The organism is Corallococcus llansteffanensis, from assembly GCF_003612055.1.
GTDB lineage: Bacteria > Myxococcota > Myxococcia > Myxococcales > Myxococcaceae > Corallococcus > Corallococcus llansteffanensis.
Genome location: NZ_RAWB01000011.1, coordinates 12,253 through 35,274 on the forward strand (window position 1 = coordinate 12,253; position 23,022 = coordinate 35,274).

At 68.9% G+C, this 23,022-nt stretch carries 15 protein-coding genes; 11 read left to right on the forward strand and 4 right to left on the reverse strand.

The annotated features are described in order from the left end of the window. Window positions 1-26: 26 nt before the first annotated feature. A complete protein-coding gene (locus D7V93_RS01935; RefSeq protein ID WP_120641708.1) occupies window positions 27-1,196 on the reverse strand; it encodes a glycosyltransferase family protein in 1,170 nt (389 codons plus the stop codon). Next, window positions 1,193-2,695 (reverse strand): oligosaccharide flippase family protein, encoded by a 1,503-nt coding sequence (locus D7V93_RS01940; RefSeq protein ID WP_120641709.1) that lies wholly within the window; start codon window positions 2,693-2,695, stop codon window positions 1,193-1,195. Before D7V93_RS01940 ends, D7V93_RS01935 begins: the two co-directional genes overlap by 4 nt. Window positions 2,696-2,870: 175 nt before the next feature. Between D7V93_RS01940 and D7V93_RS01945 the strand changes: the two genes are divergently transcribed. The 3 genes from D7V93_RS01945 to D7V93_RS01955 all read left to right on the forward strand — a co-directional run bounded on the left by D7V93_RS01945 (window position 2,871) and on the right by D7V93_RS01955 (window position 11,265). Further along, on the forward strand, window positions 2,871-3,896 hold the full coding sequence (locus D7V93_RS01945; protein ID WP_120641710.1) for an ROK family protein: 1,026 nt from the start codon (window positions 2,871-2,873) through the stop codon (window positions 3,894-3,896). A gap of 645 nt (window positions 3,897-4,541) precedes the next feature. Beyond that, entirely contained in the window at window positions 4,542-10,556 is a 6,015-nt protein-coding gene (locus D7V93_RS01950; protein WP_120641711.1) for an RHS repeat-associated core domain-containing protein, read from the forward strand. A 310-nt stretch (window positions 10,557-10,866) separates the two neighbouring features. Continuing rightward, window positions 10,867-11,265 (forward strand): hypothetical protein, encoded by a 399-nt coding sequence (locus D7V93_RS01955; RefSeq protein WP_147451007.1) that lies wholly within the window; start codon window positions 10,867-10,869, stop codon window positions 11,263-11,265. A 30-nt stretch (window positions 11,266-11,295) separates the two neighbouring features. Here the strand turns inward: D7V93_RS01955 and D7V93_RS01960 are convergent, their stop codons facing one another. Further along, entirely contained in the window at window positions 11,296-11,889 is a 594-nt protein-coding gene (locus tag D7V93_RS01960) for a class I SAM-dependent methyltransferase (protein ID WP_158623621.1), read from the reverse strand. A gap of 108 nt (window positions 11,890-11,997) precedes the next feature. On the opposite strand from D7V93_RS01960, the gene D7V93_RS01965 reads away from it, so the two are divergent. The 6 genes from D7V93_RS01965 to D7V93_RS01990 all read left to right on the forward strand — a co-directional run bounded on the left by D7V93_RS01965 (window position 11,998) and on the right by D7V93_RS01990 (window position 19,407). Further along, complete coding sequence (locus tag D7V93_RS01965) at window positions 11,998-13,146, forward strand: glycosyltransferase family 4 protein (protein WP_120641713.1); 1,149 nt, start codon at window positions 11,998-12,000, stop codon at window positions 13,144-13,146. Window positions 13,147-13,231: 85 nt separating this feature from the next. Beyond that, window positions 13,232-14,719: an MraY family glycosyltransferase gene (locus D7V93_RS01970; protein ID WP_120641714.1), complete on the forward strand. Its 1,488-nt coding sequence runs from the start codon at window positions 13,232-13,234 to the stop codon at window positions 14,717-14,719. A gap of 4 nt (window positions 14,720-14,723) precedes the next feature. Next, window positions 14,724-15,737 (forward strand): nucleotidyltransferase family protein, encoded by a 1,014-nt coding sequence (locus tag D7V93_RS01975; protein WP_244237058.1) that lies wholly within the window; start codon window positions 14,724-14,726, stop codon window positions 15,735-15,737. 120 nt (window positions 15,738-15,857) lie between these two features. Beyond that, window positions 15,858-16,829: a nucleotidyltransferase family protein gene (locus tag D7V93_RS01980; RefSeq protein ID WP_120641715.1), complete on the forward strand. Its 972-nt coding sequence runs from the start codon at window positions 15,858-15,860 to the stop codon at window positions 16,827-16,829. Between the two features lie 104 nt (window positions 16,830-16,933). Continuing rightward, a complete protein-coding gene (locus D7V93_RS01985) occupies window positions 16,934-18,232 on the forward strand; it encodes a UDP-glucose dehydrogenase family protein (protein WP_120641716.1) in 1,299 nt (432 codons plus the stop codon). Further along, window positions 18,229-19,407: an acyltransferase family protein gene (locus D7V93_RS01990; protein ID WP_120641717.1), complete on the forward strand. Its 1,179-nt coding sequence runs from the start codon at window positions 18,229-18,231 to the stop codon at window positions 19,405-19,407. The genes D7V93_RS01985 and D7V93_RS01990 overlap by 4 nt, the downstream gene beginning before the upstream one ends. Before the next feature lie 80 nt (window positions 19,408-19,487). Here the strand turns inward: D7V93_RS01990 and D7V93_RS01995 are convergent, their stop codons facing one another. Next, window positions 19,488-19,763, reverse strand: coding sequence for a hypothetical protein (locus tag D7V93_RS01995; protein WP_120641718.1), 276 nt, complete (start codon window positions 19,761-19,763; stop codon window positions 19,488-19,490). Between the two features lie 283 nt (window positions 19,764-20,046). Between D7V93_RS01995 and D7V93_RS02000 the strand changes: the two genes are divergently transcribed. Together D7V93_RS02000 and D7V93_RS02005 are read left to right on the forward strand one after the other, a co-directional pair. After that, a complete protein-coding gene (locus D7V93_RS02000) occupies window positions 20,047-20,295 on the forward strand; it encodes a hypothetical protein (protein WP_120641719.1) in 249 nt (82 codons plus the stop codon). 90 nt (window positions 20,296-20,385) lie between these two features. Beyond that, the gene (locus D7V93_RS02005; protein WP_120641720.1) at window positions 20,386-23,019 is read left to right on the forward strand and encodes an O-antigen ligase family protein; all 2,634 of its coding nucleotides are present in this window, start codon (window positions 20,386-20,388) and stop codon (window positions 23,017-23,019) included. Window positions 23,020-23,022: the final 3 nt, after the last annotated feature.

Here is a 23,022-nt window from a genome sequence, read left to right on the forward strand (position 1 = left end):
TCGAGGAGGGGACGCACGCGGGGCCCTCACGCGCTGCCTCCTGCTTCGCCCGGGTCGCGGCGCAGCAGGTGCGCCACGGTGTGCTCCAGCGCGAAGTGCTCGCGATAGACGCGGGCCGCGCGCTCGCCCAGGGCCCGGCGGCCTTCCTCGTGTCGCAACAGGTCCTCGGCGAGCGCCAGCAACGCGGCTGGCGAGTCCCCGTCCGCGAGTGCCACCGGTCGCAGCTCGCGCCACAGCGGTTCGCTCAGGTGACCGGTGTTGGTGACCATGGGGAGGCCCAGGCCCAGGCCCGCCATCGCGCTGCTGCGTCGGGCACTGACCCCATCGGGGTAGGGCTGCACCAACAGCTCGGCCGCGCGCAGGTGTGCGGCCACGGCCTCCGGTGACAGCCCGTCCCTCGCATGGACGCGACTTGCAAGGGTCGGATGTCTTCGCGTCAGCGCCTCGTGAAAAGCACTGCTACCCCGGCCCAACAGCAACGCCTGTCGTCGCTCGTCCCGCTGCAACAGGGGAACGAGCACCGCTTCCAGGGGCCCCGCGATGGCCGCGCCGTAGGTGCCGAAGTGCGCCACGCAGGGGCCACCGCCCAGCGCTTCGCGTACGGCACGCACGTCTTCGGCCGGAGCATCGAGGGGCAGGGGACTGGGGATGGGACACCACCGGGCCCGGGTGCGCAGCGGCTCGGGAAGGTACTCCGCCCAGGCGGGGATGGAGACGTAGGCGCGATCCACGCCGTGGGCCAGCGTGCGTAGCATGACGCGCGTGACGCCCGCGAGGACCTGGTGACGCCAGGGCGCACCCGGGCTCCACGGGTACACCGCTTCGTGGAGGAACAGCTCGCGCTCGTCCTGCCGCCTCGCGGCGAACCACGCGCAGAAGGGCACGTTCATCGCCTTCCAGCCGAACGCATGGGGCACGTACAGGAGCAGCAGCCTCCGGGGGCCCTGCAACGCGTCCAGCTCGCGCGTCAGGCGCACGAGGCCCGGCGGCGTGAAGAGGCCGGGCCACCGATGCACGATGACGTCCTGGTCGACAGACACTCCCTCGGCGCCAGGGGTCCACACCCGCACCGTCTCCCCCGCCTTCGCCAGCGCGCGCGCGACGCTCCGGGTGTGGTCGGAGACGCCGCCAGGGGCCGGCGGATACTCCCCGGTCAGCAGGTGCCAGGTGGGGGCGACTGGCGCCGGATGGCTCACGGGGGCGCCCGCCGGGCGCGGACGTGCTGGACGATGGCGCGCAGCTCGCCCAGCAGGGACAGGCCCCTCCGCGTGGCTTCACGCGCGAGCACCAGCGCGGTCAGCAGCCCCGCCGCCACCAAGGCCTGGACGAGCAGCCCGCCCTGTCCCGTCGCGAGGCGGGAGAGCCCCAACGCGAGCGCGAGCAGCGCACCCACCGTGAGGAAGGGCTCCATCACCTCGAACTCCAGGCGGGACAGCTCCGGGGCGCGGCGGGCCACCAGCCTCGCGGTCAGCCACAGCTCGGTCAGCGTGATGGCCGTCGCGCTGACCCCGACGCCGACGATGCCCCACTGCATCACCGCGAGCGTTCCCAACCCGAAGCGCAGGAGGCTGGAGAGGGTGGCGACGTACATCCGTTCGCGTGCGTGGCCACTGGCGTGCTGCTGGGAGAACAGCAGGCCCTGCACCGCCTGCATCGAGGCCTCGATGGTGAACCACTGGACCAGCGTGGACGCGAGGCTCCAGCGCGCGCCGAACACCACCGGGATGAACGGTGGCAGCGCGATGACCCCGAAGGGGATGACCAGGCACAGCAGCGCGCTGATGCGGCGGATGGAGGTGCGCAGGTAGTCCGCCAGCGCCGTCGAGTCCGCCTGCAAGCGGCTGTAGGCCGGGTAGGCGACGCGAGTGAGCACGCTGCTCAGCGCGAGCGGCACGGAGGCCAGGGCGGTGGCCCAGTTCACGAGGCCCACCGCGTCCTTGCCCTCCATGCGCCCCACGACGAGGGGAATCCAACCGTTGAGGACCGCGGGGATGAGGCCGGTGAGCTGGAACCAGATGCCGAAGCCCAACAGGCGCTTCACGATGGTCCACCGGACCTTGCCGCGCGGACGCCAGCCGGCCGCGGACCAGAGCATCAGCATGCCCAGGCCGCCGCGCACCAGCCCGCCGCCGATGAGCGCCCACGCGCCCAGCCCCAGCCACGCCAGCAGGATGGTGCTCGCCGTCTGCGCAACGCCCTCGATGAGTTCGATGCGCGCGAGGGCGGGGAAGTGGAGCTGGCGCTCCAGCACCATGATGGGGATGACGCGCAGCGAGTGGAAGAACAGCCCCAGCGCCATCACGCTCACCATCGCGGTGCCAGAGGGCCCCAGCTCGTAGGAGCGCGACAGCAGCGGCGCGAGCACCAGGAGGATGCCCACGACGCAGACGGTGAACGCCTGGTGGCTCCAGAACGAGGTGCTGATCTCATCCTGGGTGGGTTCGTGCTGCTGGCGCACCAGCGCCGCGCTCAACCCCAGGTCGCCCAGGAAGGCACCCATCGCGGCGGTGAAGGCCACGATGGCGAACGCGCCGTAGTCCCCGGGGAACAGCAGGTGCGACAGGGCGAGCGAGCTCACCACGCGCAGGCCCAGGGAGCCGAGCGTCCGGAGGCCCAGGGCGATGATGGAGCGTTGGGCGCGGACCTTCACGTCCGAGGTGCCAAGCTCCGGTGCGGAGGTGGAGGGACTGCTCATGGAAGAAGCCTGAGCGTATATGCGTCCCCGCGCCCGGCGAACAGGGCCTGTCTGGAGCCCCGGGGGGCGGACGGGCAGCCACGGGTGTGCTCGGTGAGGTGGCGCTGGAGGACGGCAACGCTGCGCAGATTGAACGCGCGCGGGGAGTGGTGCCGCGAACCCACGGGGGCGGGACATGGCTGAGGCTTCAGCGAAGAACGGGCACGGGGCGGCGAAAGGGACTTCGAATGGCCGGGCCCGCATCTGGGGAGGCATCGACCTGGGAGGAACCAAGATTGAAGCGGTCATCGTGGACGCGCGTGGCGAGGTGCTGGGCCGGGCCCGCCACGTGACGCCCGTGAAGGGCGGTCCGGGCGAGGTGGTGAAGGAGCTGTACGGCGCGCTGGGGGACGCGGCGCAGACGGCCGGTGTCGAGCCCACGAAGCTCGCGGGCGTGGGCGTGGGCGCGCCGGGGTCGGTGGATGCGAACAGCGGCACGCTCGCGCACACGAGCAACGTGGCGGGGGGCTGGGAGGCGCCGTATCCGCTCGCGTCGGCCCTGGGCGACCTCGTGGGCGGCAAGGTGGTGATGGGCAACGACGTGCAGGTGGCGGTCGCGGCCGAGTACAAGCTGGGCGCGGGCCGCAACTACCGCTCCGTGCTGGGCGTGTGGTGGGGCACGGGCGTCGGCGGAGGGCTGGTGCTGAACGGCGTGCCGTGGCGCGGGCAGGGCGCCGCCGGAGAAATCGGGCACATGGTGGTGAAGGCCAACGGTGCGCGCTGTGGCTGTGGCCGGCGCGGCTGCCTGGAGGCCTACGCGGGCCGGGCGGCCATGGAGCGCAAGGCGCGTGCAGCGGTGAAGCAGGGGGAGAAGACGATCCTCTTCGACATCATGCACGACAAGAAGCGCACGCGGCTGGCGAGCGGCGTGTGGGCGCGGGCGCTGAAGGAGAAGGATCCACTCGCGACGCGGCTCATCGACCGCGCGATGGAGATGATGAGCGTCGCGATCGCCTCCGTCATCAACCTGCTGGACCTGGAGGCGGTCGTCATCGGCGGGGGGCTGGGGTCGCGGCTGGGCATGCCGTACGTGGAGCGCATCTCCGATGCCATGCACCCGCACCTGTTCAGCACGGAGCGCAATCCCGCGATGCACGTGGCGGAGCTGGGCGACCTGTCCGGCGCCATCGGCGCGGCGCTGCTCGCGGGCCCGCAGATGTGAGGCGGAGGGCTGCTGCCGGTCCATCACTCAATTGATTGCCATTGGGTGCAGAAGCCTTGGCATGACCGGATTGACTTGGTGTTGAGGATCTGTCATTCCCCCCCTTCTTCTTGTAATGGCGATAGATGAAGCGAGGACCTGGCCTGAGGTGGTCAGCCCCTTCTCACGCCAGGTCATCCGGTTGAGGGGTAGGAAATGTTTGGTAGGGCGTTGTTGTCGCAGCGCGGCTTGCTGTTGGGGTTGTGTTCTTCACTCCACGTCGGATGCAGCTCTCCTGACGAGAAGAGTCGAGAGCCAGCTGTCGTGGCCCAGGTCGCTCCGGTGGCCGTGGTAGGGGAGTGGCGCCCCTCTCCGTCAGCGGAGCCCGCCAGCAAATCCCTGGGGGAGGACTGCGGTTCGCATGGTGCCTCGGAATGTGTGACAGGGCTTTGCGTCCACGCCCGTGCACAGCGAGGAGCAGGCTATGTCTGCAGTCAACGCTGTGAGGGTGCCTCGGACTGCCCCTCCCCTTGGCGTTGCATCAGCGTCGTGCCAGGCGCGAAAGAGGCCGTGTGCCTGCCGCCTGTTGCGACCGACCCGTAGAACCCATCCATTCATGTTGATGACGTTGCTGGAAATCCGGTCTTTCTAGAGGGAACGACGTTGATGAACATCCGTGTGTTGTGGTTGAGCGCGTTGCGATTGCGCGTGGCCTTCGTTGTGATGGGATGCCTGCTGGTGGCCGCAGGCGCCATCGCGCTCACCAACGATGGGGAGTACACTGAAGACGAGCTGAACGAGAAGGTCGCACAGGCGTCCCTCAATCCGTTGCCGGACCTGGGCGGGCCTGGCCAGTATGGCCTGTCCGACGTGAGTCCCGTGACGCTCGGTTCGCTCAAATCCAGCCACTCGCACACGGACCTCAAGATCGGGTCCCCCTTTGGAAAGATATCCTTCAGTCGCTCCTACACGGGCGCCACCAGCGCCTGGCGCGAAGGAAAGCCTTCCACCAAACTCAATTCACCTTTCGGAAAGATCGCGGCCACGGGCTCTTTCACGGGCGATGCATTGCAGTGGTGGCACGGCTGGCACAGTTTCATCCTGATACGTGAAACGACCGAATGCAATGATGAGCTGCCGCCGTATCGAGAGTGTGAGCAGGTTGTATGGTGGGATGTCCATGGCGGCCCAGCAGGAACGAAGAACAGCTTCAGGGCATGTGAAACGGAAGGATGTTTCGGTAACAACGAGTCCGAGCAGGTATTGAAGGTGCAGCGGTCCATGGATGGATTCGTGGTCCACTCCCCGAGCGGTCGCTATCACTACCGGGACTTTCGCGCGGTGGGCGCCATCCAGGACCTGCCCCTGGGGCGGCAGATCCTCTGGAGTGGTGCCTACTATCTGAGCTACGTGGAATCACCCCAATACGATGAACCTGCGTGCGCGCTCGAAGGAAAGGACGACGCCGGAACGGCAGTCAGCGCCTCGTGCCACCATCGGACGATCCGTTTCGACTACAAGGTTCCGGATGAGTGTGGGGGCCCCAACGCCTCACAGACCCTGGGCGCTGCGTTTCCTGTTCTCGCCAGTGCGACGAGCGCCAACGGCGCTCGCTTTGACTTCCACTACGTGGCCTTGCCGTCCCGGGTTCCTGCGCTGATTGGCAAGACGCACGAATGCGTCCTCGCCTCCATTGACATCGTGGGGCGGGGCGGAGCCGTCGAACAAGGCGCCGTTCAGTACAGCTATTGGAACAACCAGGCCGGCCTCCTGTCGAAGGTGGAGTGGCTTGGAGCAGGCGGCACGCCAGGGACGACGTTGGAATACGCCTATGTGAATGGACAAGGCGCTCCGATCTGGGAAATCAAGCAGGATGGCGCCCTGGTCGTCAGGCAGGAGATGAAGGACGCAGGGGGAGGCGAGCTCTATGTGATCCGCGACGTGACAGAGCACGAGGGGCAGACGATCAGTGTGTCAGGAACGGCCTGCGCGCCTGGCCATTTCGGGACTTCCCCCGGTTCTCCCTGTAGCCGGTCCCAGCAGCAGTTGTTCACCACCCTGGCGCCCAACCAGGGGGATGGCACGGGAACCACCGTGAACGCGGTGAACCGCAATTTCAACGTGGTCCTGGCAGGCGTCGAGCCCGTAGGAGATCAAGGCCCGCTTGTTCGGGAGAAGACGACCGTGGTCTTCTGCGAAACCGGGTGCGCAGCCATCAACGGTCAGCAGGTCACGACGGAGGCGTGGGGCTGGACCTCCCTTGGTACCGCGCCCTACGCGGGAACCATTGAAGTCGCGAGCAACGTCCGGGATCCCAACGGGAACTACACCGTCTATCAGCACTCGCTCAAGCGCGATGCTGGAGTCGGCTTCCTGCCACAAGTCGAGATGAACCGGGTCTACATGGGGGCCCAGTCGGATGGTGGTACCCCTCTCATCCAGCGTGACTACACCTATGCGTACGGTGGCGAAGCGATTCCTGCTGCCCGTCGTGCGTACGAGCAACTCGTCAAGAGTGATTTGGCCCCCTCCTCCTTCAGCGAGGAGGTGCCAGGGGCCCAGGTTGAAACCTCTCGGCAGTACGACCCCGCGACGAACAGGCTGATGGGCGTGGTGCGCACGGGGTTCTCCTGGGGGTTCTCCACACAGGCTCAGGCCTGGCAGCGCCAATCCCGATCCGTGGGTACCTTCTACCTGACGCATGATGCGTGTCTTGGCACTGGCTCCGTGGATGCGAAGGGACGGATGCGCACGATCATGGGTCCCTGTCAGGTGTCTGGGCCGACTGCCTCCAGCTGCGATGCGGGCGGGAACATCCCCCTGACCACGTATGAGTACTGGGACGACGCACAGTCTGATGACCGAGCGGGCCACCTCAAGGCCAAGCGCGAGTATCCCCAGGGGTGTGGGTCCTCGGCCCTGGTGACGACATTTGACTCCTATGACCCCCGCGGGCGACTGGTGCAGAAGACCAACTCCAATCAGGTGGTGAGTCGGTTCGAGTACTCAAGGGATCGACTCGTCAGGTCCATCAATGCCTGGAATACCCCGCTCGAAGCCGTGACCGAGTATGGGTATGACGACAATGCAACGCACGGCGACTACGTCAAGAAGCCGAGTGGTCGCTACGAGGTGCTGTGCTTCCGGAGGAACACGCCGGCGGGACAGGGTTGCAAGGGCGGGAGTCGGTCCACGCTGTTGCAATGGAAAGCCAGCTCCACGACACCCGAGGGTGCGAACTACTCGGAGCGGGTCGACTACACGTATTACCTTGGAAGTCTCCAGAGCGAGACGTTCCGTGACGCCACGGGGCAGGTGCGCCGGACCCGTCACTACGAAGGCGACCCCCTCGGGCGCAAGACCTTCGAGGCTTGGGGCGCCACGGGACCGGCCACTGCGTCGGCGACGGTCTTCTCTCAGGTGAGCCTCTTCGACGCCGCAGGCAACCGTGTCGGCCTGGGGCTGCCCTACCAGGAGGAGATCGCGGCGCCTCCCCCGCTTTGCGAGGGTTTTGAAGCGGGCACGGATCGCCCGGTCAGTCCCTTTTGTAAGAGCTTTGCCTATGACAAGCTCAATCGCCTCGTGAACATGCTGGAGCCACTGCAGCCCGTGCTCGGCGATGGCATGTCCGCACAAATGTGCCTTGCATACGGGCCTGACGGGAACTTGAAGTCGGTCAAGCAGGGGTGCGACCGCTATCCAACGGGTGACTGCAGCAGCTGCAACCAGCCTGAGATTGAATACAAGTATGACGACTTTGGCAATGTCGTCCAGGTCCGCGCCCCATGGGGCAGGGGGCCGCAGGAAGTCGTGGGAGGCGGAGTTGGCCGGGGCCTCTTCCAGTTCGAATATGACGCGTCCTCGAACCTGGTCCGCAAGCAGACGCCGGTCATGTCGGAGGTCGCTTCCGCCCAGCAATGGATGGAATATGACTACGATGGACTGCGGCGGCCGCTGAAGGCGGAGCTGGTCAAGCGCGTCAGCGGGGTGGATTCCCGGGAAGCGCTCTTCACGTATGCGTATGACCATCAGGTGGCGGCCCCACAGGGATGCCCTGGTTATGACACCAGCCATCCTGCTCTCGCCGAGGGACGAATCCAGGTCCAGAACGACTCCTTTGGTGACACCTGGTACCAGTACGACGTCCACGGAAACGTCATTGGCCTCTGGAAGACCCGGGCCCAGTCGGGCGTGGCTCCCAGGAGCCAGGTCTGTATTGATGACAGCAGCGTCAACAGGCCCAACCGCTTCTTCTACTTTGACAGGGCCGGGCGTCTCGGCACCGAGCGCCTTCCGGGCGGACGGAGCATCCTCTACGGATACTACGGTATGGATACGGCGGACACCGAGCGCATCAAGGACGTCAGGGCATCCGTCTGGACGGGGTCGCATTGGGGCGGGATGCAGACCGTGGTGGAGGACGTGCGGTGGGAGCCTTTTGGCGGCTTGCGTTCGTACGTGCTGGTGGCTCCGGATGCGACGTCGGGCGCTCAGCGGGCGCGCGTGGAGTATCACCGAGACGGAACAAACCAGCCGCTGGCGCTCTGCTCCGCGGCTGGTTTGGGAGGCACGGGCGACACGACGGGCCGCCTGTTCGGGCTGACTGTTTCGAAGCAGGAGTCCGGTGGCGCCCTGGGGGACATCTTCAAGCGCATCTACACATGGAAGGCGGACCAACTCGTGCAGGAGGACACCTGCCTGCTGGAGACGGGAAGTGTTCCTCCCGTGTCCATCCGTTACGCGGATCCCACCACCGGGAATGCCGGCTATGACAGTCGCCAGCAGTTGCTGAGTGCGTTCCGGGCCGCAAATGCCTCCGCGGGCAAGGGGGGCGCCTTCGGCGCTCGCACGTACATGTACGATCTCCTGGGAAATCGCACGCGGGATGTTCAGGAGGGGTGGGAGTTCAGGACGGAATACGGAGGTGACGGACCCAGGGTGGACCTGTTGACGGCGCGCTACCTGGCTGGACGGGATTGCTCGGGTGCGCTCTGTCCTCCCAGGTTCACGGTAACGCAGCGGTACACCTACGATGCGGACGGACGGCTGAAGAAGCTGTCGTCCTACAAGAACGTGACGGATGCGACGTCGTCACCCCTGTCCACGTTGGATTTCGATGCCTCGACCGACGGCAGGACCGCCGCACTCGGTATGGTCTACCGGCAGGTGACGGACAACGAAGGGCGGATGTATGAGTATTTCTACGACGCGAGTGGGCGGCGGCGCCTCAAGCGCTTCCCCGTGAGTTCGCCCAACAGGTTCCTTGAGGATGAATACTTCTATGACGGCACCCGTCTTGTTGAAGACTGGGGACACACGAGCTTCGACCCGGATACGGCGGACTCGGTGCGCGACGAATACATCTGGCTGGACCAACGTCCCATCGCGCTCTTCAAGGCGCGAGTCACCCAGGCGGGGGTGAGGTCGGTAGACCTCGTGGGTGATTGTCCGCGCAATGGCAATGCCGCGCCGTGTGGCCTCTACTTCATCGTCACGGATGAAGGCGGCAAGCCCGTGATGATGTTGGATTCGCATCGTCGGGTCGCAGGCGTTGGTGACTACGAACCTTATGGTCACGTGAACCGGACGACGCAGATCGCTGAATCACCCCTGATGTCCGTCAATCAGAGCGCGCTGCTGGCGACCGCCGAACTTCCGACATCCAGCACGCTGCTGGTTCAGGCCCGGGCGCGGCTGTCCGTCGTGGACGTTGGAGCGTCAAGTTCCGTCTACCCTACGGACGGTGAAGATATGGAGATGAACTCGGTGGATGGCAGCTCCGCCCGGGTGTCTTCGGTCAAGCGACACATGCTGGTCATGAAGTGGGTTCAACTTCCGCCTGGGGAGGTCCTGAAGGTCTGGATCTCCAAGGGCGCCCTCGCTCAATCGCGCAGTGACGCGGCGGTTGCGGGATTTGAGTACCGGCGTTTCCAGCCAGGGGCCACGCCCGTATGGACGCCTTTGCGGCTCCCCGGGCAATATCATGATGAAGAGACTGACCTGATGGAGAACTGGAACCGGTTCTATGATGCATCACTTGGCCGGTTCACCGCGCCGGATCCCCTGGTGAACTCACCTGGCAACCTGGCGAAGGGCGCTGGAAACGGAAATGCCCTGCGTGCGTACGCCTACGCGAATGGGAATCCCATCGGTGCCATGGATTCGGATGGATTGAAGATCGTGGTGTCTTCTGGCGATGGTGAACTCAGTGATGAGGATTGGGAGCGGTACTGGAAGGTTGTGGAAGAGGTCAGGGATATGATGAACGATCCCGTGGTGGGCGAGGAGGTGCGGGCGCTGAATGACGATGAAGACTATGTTCTCGTCATCAATGCCCTGCGGGACTCAGGCAAAGCGACCTCTGGAAGCGTCACACCCGGAACCCAGGAGGGTGAGAATGGCGCCACGGTCATGAATCTCAACAAGAACTTCGAGAAGGGCAAGTATGGGCCTGTGGGGAAGGAACAGGCGACGACTTTTCGTGAGACTGTCTGGCATGAAATGGGTCACGCGGTGTATGACTTCCAGAAACGTCCAGCGATGAGTCGAAGTGATAAAGGCGCGTTCATGGGGTATGTCGACCCAGAGGCAAGCAAGAAGAACAATGAGAAGGCGATTGAGTATATGAATAGAAGGCGCGCCTTGATTCCGGCTCCTCCAATAGCGGGACACAGGGATTGATTTGAGCCCGGTGCGCGGCATGGCCGGGTTCATTGTGTCGCAGCGGTGAGGCGGGTGAGCGCGCTTGCCCGGCTCGCGTGGTCGTCTGCGGGGATCGCACTGTCGTGGGGTCCCTGGGACGCGGAGGCGGTGGTGGAGCTCGTGCCGCATGGGGGGCTGGCGTCAGGCCCCCTCCCTCCTGCGATGATGCGAAGATAGGAATCAAATGGGTGCGCTGCCTCGGTGGCTTGCGGTCTGGACGGTATTGGGAGTGGCTTTGGGAGGGACGGGCTGTGCCTCGTGGATACGAGGTGGCTCCGTCAAGGAGCGGATGGCGTGCTGGCGCAAGGACAACTGTGTCGTCCACGTTCCTTGTGAAGCCGTACGCTACGACTGGCCTCTGTCGGATGTAGATGAGGCTCGCGCCCAGCAGGTGGCGGCTGGCATTCCAATGCTGCAGGGACGGTTCTTGACGGGCGACGGGAAGCCGTTGCCCGAGTTGGACTTCGTCCTGCTGGATGCGCCGAATGAAAACCCGGAGCCGGGCAACGTCGGTAGCCTGCCGGTAGGAACTCTGGAGATCTCGAAAGAAGGCTACTTTCGTTCCAACATTCCTAGACGCTACGCGGCGTATTACCTGGGTGTGATGGGAGGAAAATACCATCCCGTGGAGGTGCTGTTCAGCAAGGACACGTGTGTGGAAGTCTACCTTGTCCCCTACAAGCACTGAGCAGGCCCGCTCCTGGATCTCGGCTCCAGCCTACCGGTCGTTGCGGCGCATCACGGTCAACGAATCGTGCGTGTCCACGCGCTCGAACGCGGGGTCGTGGAGGATGACCTCCCGCGTGTAGCGCGCGCTGCCCGTGGTGTTCATCGGGCGTGAAGGACTGGCGTGGGTGTCGTGCAGCGCGATGATGGCGCCCGGTGCCACCAGCGGGCTCCAGCCGGTCCAGTCACCCTGGAGCCCTTCGTAGGTGTGGTCCCCGTCGATGAAGACGAAGTCCACCGGAGGAAGGCCGCGCTCGCGGTGCCGTTTCGCGGCGCCGACGCCGGTGTCGCGCACCCAGTCCACGCGGCCGTTGCGCACGCTGTTCACCTCACGGTGCGCGATGAGCTGCTGGAAGCTCACGCGCAGGCGCCCCACCGGGTACGGGTCCACGGCCCACAGCGTCGCGGTGGGGTCCATCACCGCGCGCAGCACCCGCGTCGTCACGCCGTGCCACACGCCGATCTCCACCAGTCGCTGTCGCCCCGCTGCATGCCGCGCGAGGCAGGCGCGCTCCCCCGCCGTTGTCTGCGTCTCCGCCTGGGCGAGGCCCGCCATCCAGAGGGCGAAGTGGGTGCTGACGCGCATGGATCCATCCTGGTGGGAGACGACCGCCGAGGGCGGCAGCCTGCCAGGGTCGTGGCCACGAAGGCCACCCCTGCCCACGCCAGGATGCCCTGCTATGAAGCGCCCTCCATGCGCGTGCTCCTCGCCATCCACCATCCGCTGTCCCAGGACCTGGGCGCTCCCGGCGTGACGCTCGCGCTGGGCCGCGCGCTCCAGGCACAGGGCTGCACCGTGGACTACTACGGCTATGGAGACGCCTTCCCCGGGGAGCAGCACCACAGCGCGCTCCACAACCTCCGCTTCCCGTGGAAGCTCTCCGCGCACCTCACCCGCGTGGCACGCAAGTACGACGTGCTCGACGTCACCACCGGCGATGCGTGGCCGTGGGCGCGGGCCGGACGCCCCGGCGCTTCGCGGCGTCACGCGCTGGTGACGCGCAGCCACGGTCTGGAGCACACCGTCTCCGAACAGCTCCGCGCCGACGCGCGTGAGGGCAAGGCGCACCTGAGCTGGAAGTACCCGCTGTACCACGGGGGCTTCCGTCTCTGGGAAGTCGCCCAGTCGCTGCGCCTCGCGGATCGCTCCGTGCTCCTCAACGAAGCGGACGCTGCCTACGCGCGCGAACGGCTGCACGTCCCCGCGTCGAAGCTGAGCCTCATCCCGCATGGGCTCGGTGAAGCCTTCCACGGGCTTTCCCTGCCAGCGCCGCTCGCCGACGGCCCCCTGCGACTCGCGACCGTGGGCACCTTCATCCAGCGCAAGGGGCGCGAGGACGTCATCGCCGCGGTGGGCCGCCTGCACGCGCTGGGACTGCCCTTCACGCTGACCCTCTACGGCACCGGCACCCCCGAGCCCGAGGTCCGCGCGGCCTTCCCCTCGTCCGTGCAGGCCCACCTGCGCGTGGTGCCGCACTACGCCCACGCCACGCTCCCAGGTCTGCTCGCGCACGAAGAGGTGCTCCTCTTCCCCAGCCACGCGGAGGGCCATGGCATGGCCCTGGTGGAGGCGATGGCGTCGGGCCTCGTGCCCATCTCCACGCCCGTGGGCGTGGCCCCTTCCATCGTGCACCCCGGCCGCACGGGCCTGCTCGTGCCCATCGGGGACGTGGACGCGCTGGTGGAGGCGGTGCGCTCACTCGCGGCGGATCCCTCCCAGCGGTACGCGCTGCGCCGCGCGGCCCAGGCGGAGGTCCAGCGACTCACCTGGCCCGACATCGCCTCGCGGACCCGCGCGGTTTACGAAGAAGTCCTGCGTATCCGTTCTGCTAGCGGCAAGTAGGCAGGCGCGTTGTTTGTATTCGCGGCTCCAGGACGTTGACGCGTTGCACTGTTGGCCGTCACGATAAGGGGCTGATTCCCCCTGAATGATCACCTTCTTCGTCGCCTTCCTCGTTTCGCTCGTCGTCGCGCTGGCCCTCACCTGGGTCGTCCGCGAACGCGCGCTCGCGTGGGGCTGGCTCGATCAGGCGAACTCCAGTCGCAAGGTGCACGTGCGGCCCATCCCGCGGCTGGGGGGCATCGGCATCGTGGGCGGCTTCTTCGCGCCGCTGTGCGCGCTGTTCCTCGTGGACTCGGGGGTGGGCCTCCAGTTCCGCGCGCAGACGGCCCTCATCGTGGGCCTCTTCGTCGGCGGCGCCATCATCGCGGCGCTCGGCCTCTACGACGACCTCCGGGGCGCGGGCGCGAAGCTGAAGTTCTCCGTGCAGCTCGCGGTGGCGCTGGGGCTGTACGCGCTGGGCTTCCGCATCGAGGTGCTCGCCAACCCCTTCGGCGCGGAGCTGACGCTGGGCTTGCTGAGCCTGCCACTCACGGTGCTGTGGGTGGTGGGCGTCATCAACGCGCTCAACCTCATCGACGGGCTGGACGGGCTGGCGGGCGGGGTCGCGTTCTTCGGCGTGGGCACCCACTTCCTGCTCGCGCTGATGCGCGGGGACGTGCTGCTGTGCCTGCTGATGATCGCGCTCGCGGGCGCCATCCTCGGGTTCCTGGTGTTCAACTTCAACCCGGCCTCCATCTTCATGGGGGACACGGGCAGCATGTTCCTGGGCTTCGTGCTCGCGGCGGTGTCCATCAAGACGTCGTCCAAGAGCGGCACCGCCGTGGCGCTGCTCGTGCCCGTGATGGCGCTGGGCCTGCCCATCATGGACACGCTGCTCGCCATGGTGCGCCGCTCGCTGCTGGGCAGACCCATGTTCAGCGCGGACAAGGAACACATCCACCACCGGTTGATGAGCCGCCTGCTGCTCACCCACCGCACCACCGTGCTCGTGCTCTACGCGCTGTGCACCCTCTTCATGGTCACCGCGCTGGGGCTCCACTTCGCCAACAGCATGCAGAGCGCGCTCCTGCTCTGCGGCATGGGCGTCGTCATCGTGGTGCTGATGCGCAAGCTGGGCTACCTGGACATGCGCCACGCGGGCACCGTCCAGCAGACGCGCCAGCGCAACCAGCAGCTGCGCACGCTGGTGAAAGCCGTCACCGGCGCGGTGCGCGAGGCGGGCTCGCTGCAGGAGGTGTGGAACGCCGTGCGCCCGCTGGCCCTGGGGATGGGCGCGGCCTCGCAGGAATTGCGCCTGCGCCGACCGCACGAAGACCTCACCGCGGGCGTCACCTTCGAGGCGAAGCGTCCGGAGGCCGGCGCCTCCTCGCCGCTGGAGGTGCGCGTCGAGGTGAAGGACGGCGACGTGCTGCTCGGCACGCTGCGCCTGTGCTGGCGCGACGGACGCGACGCCATCGACCGCGACGAGGAGCTGGCGCTGGGAGTGGTCGCGGACGCGGTGGCCGAACGCACCGTGCAGCTCGCGGACCTGGAAGCCGCGGAGCCCGAGCGCATCATCGCAATGCGGCGGTGAGCCCGTGAGCCCGGCCGCGTCCCCGACCCTGCTGACGCTGCTCCAGGCCTGGCCGGCCGCACCCGCCGGGCCCGCCCCCACGGAGTCCGCCGACGCGCTGGTGAAGGACGCCGTGCGCCACGGCCTCGCGGGCTTCGTCGAGCACGCCCTGGCCCGCGCGCACTGGCCCCTGCCGGAGGACGCCCAGGCGCTGCTGCGCCGCGAGTCCCTGTCCGGCGCGGCCCGGGGCATGCGCGTGCGGGCGCTGCTCTCGCGCAGCGTGGAGGCCCTGGCCGCGGTGGGCGTGGTGCCGGTGCTGCTCAAGGGCTATGGCCTGTCCCGCAGGCTCTACCCGGAGCCGCTCCAGCGGGCGACCACCGACGTGGACCTGCTCGTGGCCCGCGACCGGGTGCTGTGCTCCGTGCACGCGCTCGAAGGGCTGGGCCTGACGACGAAGCCCGGCGACGCGGACCGCGACGACACCCACCACGTCGAGCTCACCGGGCCCGCGGGGCTGGTGGAGCTGCACTACCGCGCGCTCGCGGGCTACGGCCAGGCGCTGGAAGGCGACGCGCTGGTGGCCCGCGCCGAGGACGCGGAGCTGGACGGCCAGCGCGTCCGCTTCCTGTGCGCGGAGGACGAGGCCGTGTACCTGGCCCTGCACGCGAGCAACCACCTGTTGCAGCGGCTGGCATGGCTCTTCGACCTGAAGCTGCTGGCGCTTGCCCGGCCCATGCTCGACTGGGACGTCGTGGTGACGCGCGCGAAGCAGACGGGCCTACCCCACCTCGTGTGGTACGCGTGGGACGCCGCGCGCCGGCTGCTGGACGCGCCCGTGCCGGAGCGGGTGCTCCAGGCCCTGGCCCCGCCCGTCTGGCAGCGCGCGCTGGCGACCCGGTTGTTCTCCGGGCCCCGGCTGCTGGACGCGGAGCTCGCCCGGAACAAGCCCGCGTGGGTCGCCGCGAAGCTCGCGCTGGCGCCCCGGGCCCGGCCCATGGTGCGCTATGCGCTCCGCCGGCTGCGGGGCCTCCGAAGGTAGATTTCCGGCCCGTCCGGTCGCCTGGGCAACAGGAAGCCCGTCCCGGTGTCGACCCGTCCAGCGCGCGCCCCAAGACGGTCATTGCGGCGGGCGTGCTCCGCCCATTAAAGGTGCCGCACCATGGCGCCCAGCCTCCTCGACACCTTCCGGGTCCTGTCCTCCTTCGAGCCTCCGCGCGGAAAGCTCCGGGGTGCGCCCTGGGAGGCCTACGTCGACTGGGCCATCTCCCAGGGGCTGGCGCCGCTCGCCGCGTACAACCTGGAGTACCGGATGGGCGGGGGCGAGGCGCCCGAGTGGGCCCGCGACCGGATGATGGCCATCTACACCGGCTCCGTGAACGACAACGTCATGAAGCTGGTCCACTTCAAGCGCATCGTGGATCAGCTGGAGGGCCGGAAGATTCTCCTGCTGGGCGGCGCCGCCTTCGCGGAGGCGCTCTACCCCCACGTGGGCTTCCGCCCCGTGCTGGACATCCAGGTGCTGGTGCGCCGCATGGACGTGGACGGCTTCGCCGGCTACCTGTCCAACCACGAGTTCGTCCCGGAGAAGGACGACACGAACAGCGGCGCCGCGCGCGTGGTGTCCGACGGCCGCACCCCCATCTACATCTACTCGGACGTGCTGGGCGCGAACCGCCGCGAGCAGCTGGCCGGCATCTTCGACCGCGCCCGCCCCATGAAGGTCTACGGCGCGTCCGTCTTCCGCCCGGAGCTGGAGGACGCGCTGCTGCTCACCGCGCTGGACCAGGCGCACCACGGCTACGACGTGCCGTGGCTGTCCTACGTGGACCTGCGGGAGCTCATCACCGGGGCCACCTGGATGGGCGGCGTGTACTCGCGCCCCCTGGACGTGCCGGCCCTGCTGGCGCGCGCGGAGGCGTTCGGCCTGGAGCGCGCCCTCTACACGTCGCTCGCCATCGTCGCGCGGCTGTTCCCGGACGCGGAAGCGCAGGCCACCGCCGCCTTCCCGCCCCTGCGCCGCGCCACCCGCGAGCTCCTGGACCGGGGGGTGGTGGGTCCCGTCAGCACCCCTGGCCGCGCCTCCGCCCTGCGGGGCGTGGACCGGCTGCGACGCCTCCTTACAGGGCAATAAGCCTGTCTGCTCGCTGTGCGTTCAGGGCCCCCGGGCTTTCTTTCGGTGCGCCTGTCGGCGTATGAGTTCATGACGCCACCTGTTGAAACCAGGACCTTTCAAGAATGCGTATTGCCATCATCGGATCGGGCTACGTCGGACTCGTCGCGGGCACCTGCTTCGCGGACTCCGGAAACGACGTCGCGTGTGTGGACATCGACGAGCGGAAGATCCGCATGCTCCAGGACGGGCAGGTGCCCATCTATGAGCCGGGTCTGGAAGAGCTGATCCGCAAGAACGTGAAGGAGAAGCGCCTCACGTTCACCACCAACCTGGCCGAGGGCGTGGCGAACGCCCAGGCCGTGTTCATCGCGGTGGGCACCCCGGAAGGCGAGAGCGGCGAGGCCGACCTCCAGTACGTGCTCGCGGCGGCGCAGGCGGTGGGCCGCGCGATGAAGCAGTACACGGTGGTGGTGGACAAGAGCACCGTGCCGGTGGGAACGGCGGACAAGGTCCGTGACGCCATCGCCAAGGTGACGAAGGTGGAGTTCGACGTCGTCTCCAACCCGGAGTTCCTCAAGGAGGGCGCCGCGCTGGACGACTTCTTCAAGCCGGACCGCGTCGTCATCGGCGCGGACACCGAGCGCGCCCGGCAGCTCATGGGGGAGCTGTACGCGCCCTTCGTGCGCACGGAGAACCCCATCCTCTTCATGGACACGCGCTCCGCGGAGCTGACGAAGTACGCGGCCAACGCGATGCTCGCCACGCGCATCTCCTTCATGAACGACGTGGCCGCGCTCTGCGAGAAGGTGGGCGCGGACGTGGACTTCGTGCGCAAGGGCCTGGGCGCGGACAAGCGCATCGGCTACCCGTTCCTCTTCCCCGGCGTGGGCTACGGCGGCTCCTGCTTCCCCAAGGACGTGAAGGCGCTCGTCACCACGGCGCGCGAGTACGGCCTGGAGCTGGACCTGCTGCGCGCGGTGGAGCGCACCAACGAGCGGCAGAAGAAGCTGCTCGTGAACAAGGCCGTGAAGCACTACGGGTCGCTGGAGGGCAAGAAGTTCGGCGTGTGGGGCCTGGCCTTCAAGCCCAAGACGGACGACATGCGCGAGGCGCCGGCCATCGAGGTCATCGAGGGCCTCATCGGCAAGGGCGCGCAGGTGATTGCGCATGACCCCGTGGCCGCGCACGCGTCCAAGCGCGTCTTCGGCGACCGCATCCGCTACGCGGAGCTGCCCTACGACGCGCTCGAGGGCGTGGACGGCCTGTTCGTCGTCACCGAGTGGAACGAGTTCCGCCACCCGGACTTCGACCGCATGAAGTCGCTGATGAAGACGCCCGTCGTCTTCGACGGCCGCAACATCTTCCAGCCCGCGCGCATGCGCGAGCAGGGCTTCACCTACTTCGGCATCGGCCGTCGATGAAGCAGGGCGGTTCGCTGGATTCCCTGACGGGGCTGCGCTTCCTGGCGGCCCTGCACGTGGTGTTGTTCCACTTCGGCACCGGGTGTCTGACGTGGGCGCCGGAGTGGCTGTACTACCTGGTGGGTTCCGGCTACGCGTCCGTGGGGTTGTTCTTCCTGCTGTCGGGCTTCGTGCTGGCGTACAACTACTTGGACGTGGACGGCAGGATGGAGACGCGCCCGCGCGCCTTCTGGAGCGCCCGCGTGGCGCGCGTCTACCCGGTGTTCCTGCTGACGTTCCTGCTGTCGGCGTGGCCCACCATGCATGTCTCGCTGGGGGTGAACACGCTGCCCATGGCGACCGCGAAGCTGGGCACCGCGGGCTTCACCACGCTGGCGCTGCTCCAGGCGTGGGTGCCCAAGCTGGCGCTGTACTGGAACCCGCCGGCCTGGTCCGTGTCGGTGGAGGCCTTCTTCTACTTCCTGTTCCCCGCGCTGGCGCGGCGGCTGGTGGGGCTCAAGGGCACGCGCCTGAAGGCGGCCCTCGTGGGCGTGTGGGTCCTGGGGCTCGTGCCGCCGCTGCTCTACGTGGCGCTGCGCCCGGATGGGCCGGGGCCGCTGGACGTCACGTCCGGAGGCCTCTGGCTGGCGGCGTTGAAGTTCAACCCGCTCTTGCGCCTGCCGGAGTTCCTGATGGGCGTGCTGCTGGGCCTGGTCTTCGTGCGCGAGCGCGCGGCGGCCGCCTCCCGTCCTCGCTCCGGTGGGGTGATGGCGGTGGCGGGCGCGGCGCTGCTGCTCGTGGCCTTCATGCTGGGCGGACGGATTCCCTATCCGCTGATGCACAACGCGCTGCTCGCGCCCGCGTCGGCGCTGCTCGTCTATGGCCTGGCGCGCGGCGGCGGTCCGCTGGGGCAGTTCCTGTCCCGGCCGTGGCTGGTGCACCTGGGCGGGGCCAGCTACGCGCTGTACCTGCTCCAGTACCCCGTGAGCGAGCTCGTCATCTGGGGAGCGAAGCGCGCGGACCTCACGTCACCGTGGGGCCTGCTGGGGGTGCTGCTGGTGCTGGTGGTGCCCGCGTCGCTGGCGGTGCACCGGTGGGTGGAGACGCCGTGGCGCTCGCGCGTGAAGCGGGGGCTCCAGCCGTGGGTGGATGGGGCTGCGTCACCGGCTCCGGCACGCGTGGCCCCGGGCGCCTGAGCGGGTCTTCCGGAGCCTTCCGGCAGCCTTCCGGAGCCTTGCGGAACCTCGGGGGCGCCGTCGTCAGCGGGAGACGGCGCTCAGCGGGCGAGGCCGCAGGCCTTCTTGCCTTCCTCGGTCTCGATGGCGCGGCAGTCGCAGGCGTCGATCTTCGCCTCGCACGCGATCTCATCCTCCGGGGTGGGCTCGACCCGGGCCTCTTCGTCGGCGGCGCGCTGCTGGCAGGCCTGCTTCTCCACCGAGTTCAAGGCGCACTCGCAGAGCTTCTCGGACAGCTCGCGGCAACTCGTCTTGCACGCGGTGAGTCCGGAGAGGGAGGCGCAGAGGACGGCGGCGGTGAGCAATAGGCGACGCATGGGCTTGGGCGAAGATGCCAGATGGGTCCCCGGATGCAAGCGATGTCCCGGCGCGCCCGCCCTCCGGGAGACCCCGTGCCGCCTGGCTGCCCTCCGGCCCCGGCGCCCCTGCCTGTGCCCCCGCTGTAACGAAACCCGCTACAGCCCCGGGTGGGGCCGTAACCCAGCGTGTCACGGCTCGTCTGGCTGTCCGGTGATTGCAGGGAGATACGTTCTGGCGTGATTCGTGCTCCAATAGGCCCGGTCACTCGCAGTCGTCCCGGGCCCCGGGTTGAGGTCTCCGATGATCGTCCTCCGATATTTTCCGCTTCGAGGTGCGCTCATCACGCTGGCCATCACCTGTGCGGTGGGGACGGCGTTCGCGGGCTGGACGCCTGCCCCGGAGCCTTCCGCGTCGCTGTCGTCGGCTCCGGAGAACATCACCCTCAACGACGACCCCGCGAAGCGGTGCGACGAGTCCCCGGGCGCCGCCAGTCCCTTCGACGACGTGAGGGCGCCCTCCGCGGGGCTGGACACGCTCGAGATGCCCTGAGCGAAGGGGCCTCCTGCCTCCTGTGCGGGGGGACGGCCCGGGCGCGAGTGCCGGCGCGCGTGGAGGGCGTGACATACTCGCGCCCCTCCCATGGCTCCCGAGTCCCGTCGCGCCTCCCGGTACACCCTGTCCGCCGAGGCCGCGCTCGCGGCGCTGCTGGTGCTGGGTCCGGTGGCGCTGGGCGGCGCGGCGCGCTGGGTGTCCTGGCCCCTGGGCGTGCTGGCCGGGCTGGCCGCGGTGCTCGCGGTCCTGGGCGCGCGGCGGCAGGGGGAGTCCCCGCGCGTTCCGCTCCTCGCGGCGCCGCTCGTGGGGGGCGTGCTGCTGTGCGCGCTGCAGCTCGTGCCGCTGCCGCCAGCGGTGCTCGGGTGGGTGAGCCCGGAGGCCGCTGCGCTGCGCGAGGACGTGCTGGTGCCGCTGGGCCTCACGGGCTTCCGGCCGGTGTCGCTGGACCCCTCCGCCACCTGGCGCGAGCTGGCGAAGCACGGGGCCTATCTGCTGACGTTCCTCGCGGCGGTGCAGGTGTGCCGCGTGCGTGCGTCGCGCAAGCGGCTCTTGACGGTGCTGGCCTTCACGGGCGCGGCGGTGGCGGCGGTGGGCCTGGGGCACGCGCTCTTCGGCGTGGAGACGCTGTTCGGCCTCCGGGCGTACGTGCACGCGCGGCCGCCGCTGGTGACGCCGTTCGGCAACCCCAACCACCTCGCGGGCTTCCTGGGGCTGGCGGCGACGGTGGCGGTGGGCCTGGCGCTGTCGAAGCAGTCACGCGCGCAGGCGTGGCCCTTCGCGGCGGCGGCGCTCGTCTCCGGCGCGGGCGTGCTGCTGTCGCTGTCGCGCGCGGGCATCGTGTTCTTCGTCTTCGGGCAGGTGCTGCTCGCCGGCTGGCTGTCGAAGCAGCGGCGTGAGGCGCGCACGCCCGCGAGGCCTTCCTGGGGCCGGGGCGCGGCGGTGCTGCTGGGGCTGCTGGCGACGCTGTCGGTGGGCGTGTACCTGGCGGCGGATCAGCTGTGGGCGGAGGCGCGCACGGCGGACAGCGTGGAGTCCCTTCGCCACGGCAAGGTGGAGCCCTGGCCGATGATGGCCCGCGCGGCCCGCGCCTTCCCGGTGCTGGGCATGGGGCGCGGCGCGTTCGAGGCCGCGTTCCCGCGCTACCAGACGGAGCCCAACCCCAACACCTTCACGCACCCGGAGAACGCGGTGCTCCAGGTGGCGACGGAGTGGGGTGTGCCGGGCGTGCTGCTGCTGGCGCTGGGCCTCTGGGGCTTCGTGCTCCTCGTGCGGCGCGAGGGCCACGGGCCGGTGGACCTGGCGGCGCTGTCGGGCGTGGCGGCGCTGGCGCTGCACAACCTCTTCGACTTCAGCCTGGAGCTGCCCGCGTGCGCGGTCGCCGTGGCGGTGGCGCTGGGCGCGGTGGCGCGGCCTCGCGACGCGGAGCGCATGTCCGCCCGGCGCACGCGGACGGGCGCGCTGCCCACCGGCCCCGCGCTGGCCCTGGCGGCGGGGCTCGCGGCGGTGGTGCTCGTCGCGCTCGTGCCGGGCGCGCGGAGGATGGCGGACGCGGAAGGACTGCTGGCGGACCGCGTGTCGGCCCGCGCACCCGGAGCGGAGGTCCGCGCGCTGGGGCTCTCACTCATCGACGCGCACCCGGCGGACTACCTGCTGTACCGGCTGGTGGCGATGGCCTCCGTGCGGGACGGGGCGGCGGGCGCGCAGGAGGCGTTGGCGTTCGTCAACCGCGCGCTGTACCTGCGGCCCCTGGACGCCCCGTCGCACCGCGTGGCGGCGCGCGCGCTCCTGCACCTGGGCCGGCGCGCGCAGGGCTTCCTCGAGTACCGCCTGTCGCACGAGGCCGGCGACACGCGCGTGCTCCTCTCCGAAGCGCTGCCCCTGGCCCGCACGCCGGAGGAGCTGCGGACGCTCACGCCCGAGGCGCCCGGACAGGCCCCGGAGCTGGCCGCCGCGCTGCTCGCCGTGCCCGAGCGTCGCGCGCTGGGACTGGCCTGGCTCGCCTGGGCGCGAGAGCACTTCGAGGGACGGCCCGAAGCGACAGCGCTGTGGATGCACGAGACGCGCGGCCGGCTGGCGCAGGGGGAGCTGCCCGCGGCGGAGGCGGCGTGCGCGGAGGTGGAGCGACGCGCGCCGGACGCCCTGGCCACGCACCTGCTGCGCGCGGACGTGTGGCGCGCGCAGGGCAGGGGGGCTGAAGCGCTCCAGGCCCTGGAGGCCCTCGCGAAGCGCTTCCCCCATGAGGTGGAGCTGGCCTTCACCCTGGCCGCGCGGCAGCAGGAGGCGGGGCTGACGCGGCGGTCGCGCGACACGCTGGACGCGGTGGCTCCCTTCCTCACGAACCTCCAGCAACGCGCGCGGCTGCTCTCACTGGAGGCGGACTGCTTCGAGCGCGAGGGGCTGCTGGCCCGAGCGCTGGAGCAGCGCCGCTCGGTCGTGGGACTGCAGCCTGGCCCGGACAGCCACTTCGCGGTGGCCCGCTTGCAGGAGCTGCTGGCGCGCTACGACGCGGCGGCGCGGTCGGTGCACGAAGGTCTGAGGCTGATGCCACCGGGAGCAGGCAGCCGGCGCGCGGAGGCCGAGGCCTGGGCCACGCGGCTGGAAGCCCACGAGCGTGCTCGGGTGGACGCACGTCGGCGGGAGCGGGTGGAGGATCCACGAGCGCGGGAGCTGGAGCCTGCTCCTCCCGGCTCGATGCGGGTCAGCGACTCCCCCGCACCTTGACCC

Coding starts and splice junctions, on each gene's coding strand:
- D7V93_RS01985 (WP_120641716.1), top strand. CDS start 16,934: ATGCGTATTGCCATCATCGGATCGGGCTACGTCGGACTCGTCGCGGGC.
- D7V93_RS01995 (WP_120641718.1), bottom strand. CDS start 19,763: ATGCGTCGCCTATTGCTCACCGCCGCCGTCCTCTGCGCCTCCCTCTCC.
- D7V93_RS01945 (WP_120641710.1), top strand. CDS start 2,871: ATGGCTGAGGCTTCAGCGAAGAACGGGCACGGGGCGGCGAAAGGGACT.
- D7V93_RS01980 (WP_120641715.1), top strand. CDS start 15,858: ATGGCGCCCAGCCTCCTCGACACCTTCCGGGTCCTGTCCTCCTTCGAG.
- D7V93_RS01965 (WP_120641713.1), top strand. CDS start 11,998: ATGCGCGTGCTCCTCGCCATCCACCATCCGCTGTCCCAGGACCTGGGC.
- D7V93_RS01955 (WP_147451007.1), top strand. CDS start 10,867: ATGGCGTGCTGGCGCAAGGACAACTGTGTCGTCCACGTTCCTTGTGAA.
- D7V93_RS02000 (WP_120641719.1), top strand. CDS start 20,047: ATGATCGTCCTCCGATATTTTCCGCTTCGAGGTGCGCTCATCACGCTG.
- D7V93_RS01950 (WP_120641711.1), top strand. CDS start 4,542: ATGAACATCCGTGTGTTGTGGTTGAGCGCGTTGCGATTGCGCGTGGCC.
- D7V93_RS01970 (WP_120641714.1), top strand. CDS start 13,232: ATGATCACCTTCTTCGTCGCCTTCCTCGTTTCGCTCGTCGTCGCGCTG.
- D7V93_RS01960 (WP_158623621.1), bottom strand. CDS start 11,889: ATGCGCGTCAGCACCCACTTCGCCCTCTGGATGGCGGGCCTCGCCCAG.
- D7V93_RS01990 (WP_120641717.1), top strand. CDS start 18,229: ATGAAGCAGGGCGGTTCGCTGGATTCCCTGACGGGGCTGCGCTTCCTG.
- D7V93_RS02005 (WP_120641720.1), top strand. CDS start 20,386: ATGGCTCCCGAGTCCCGTCGCGCCTCCCGGTACACCCTGTCCGCCGAG.
- D7V93_RS01940 (WP_120641709.1), bottom strand. CDS start 2,695: ATGAGCAGTCCCTCCACCTCCGCACCGGAGCTTGGCACCTCGGACGTG.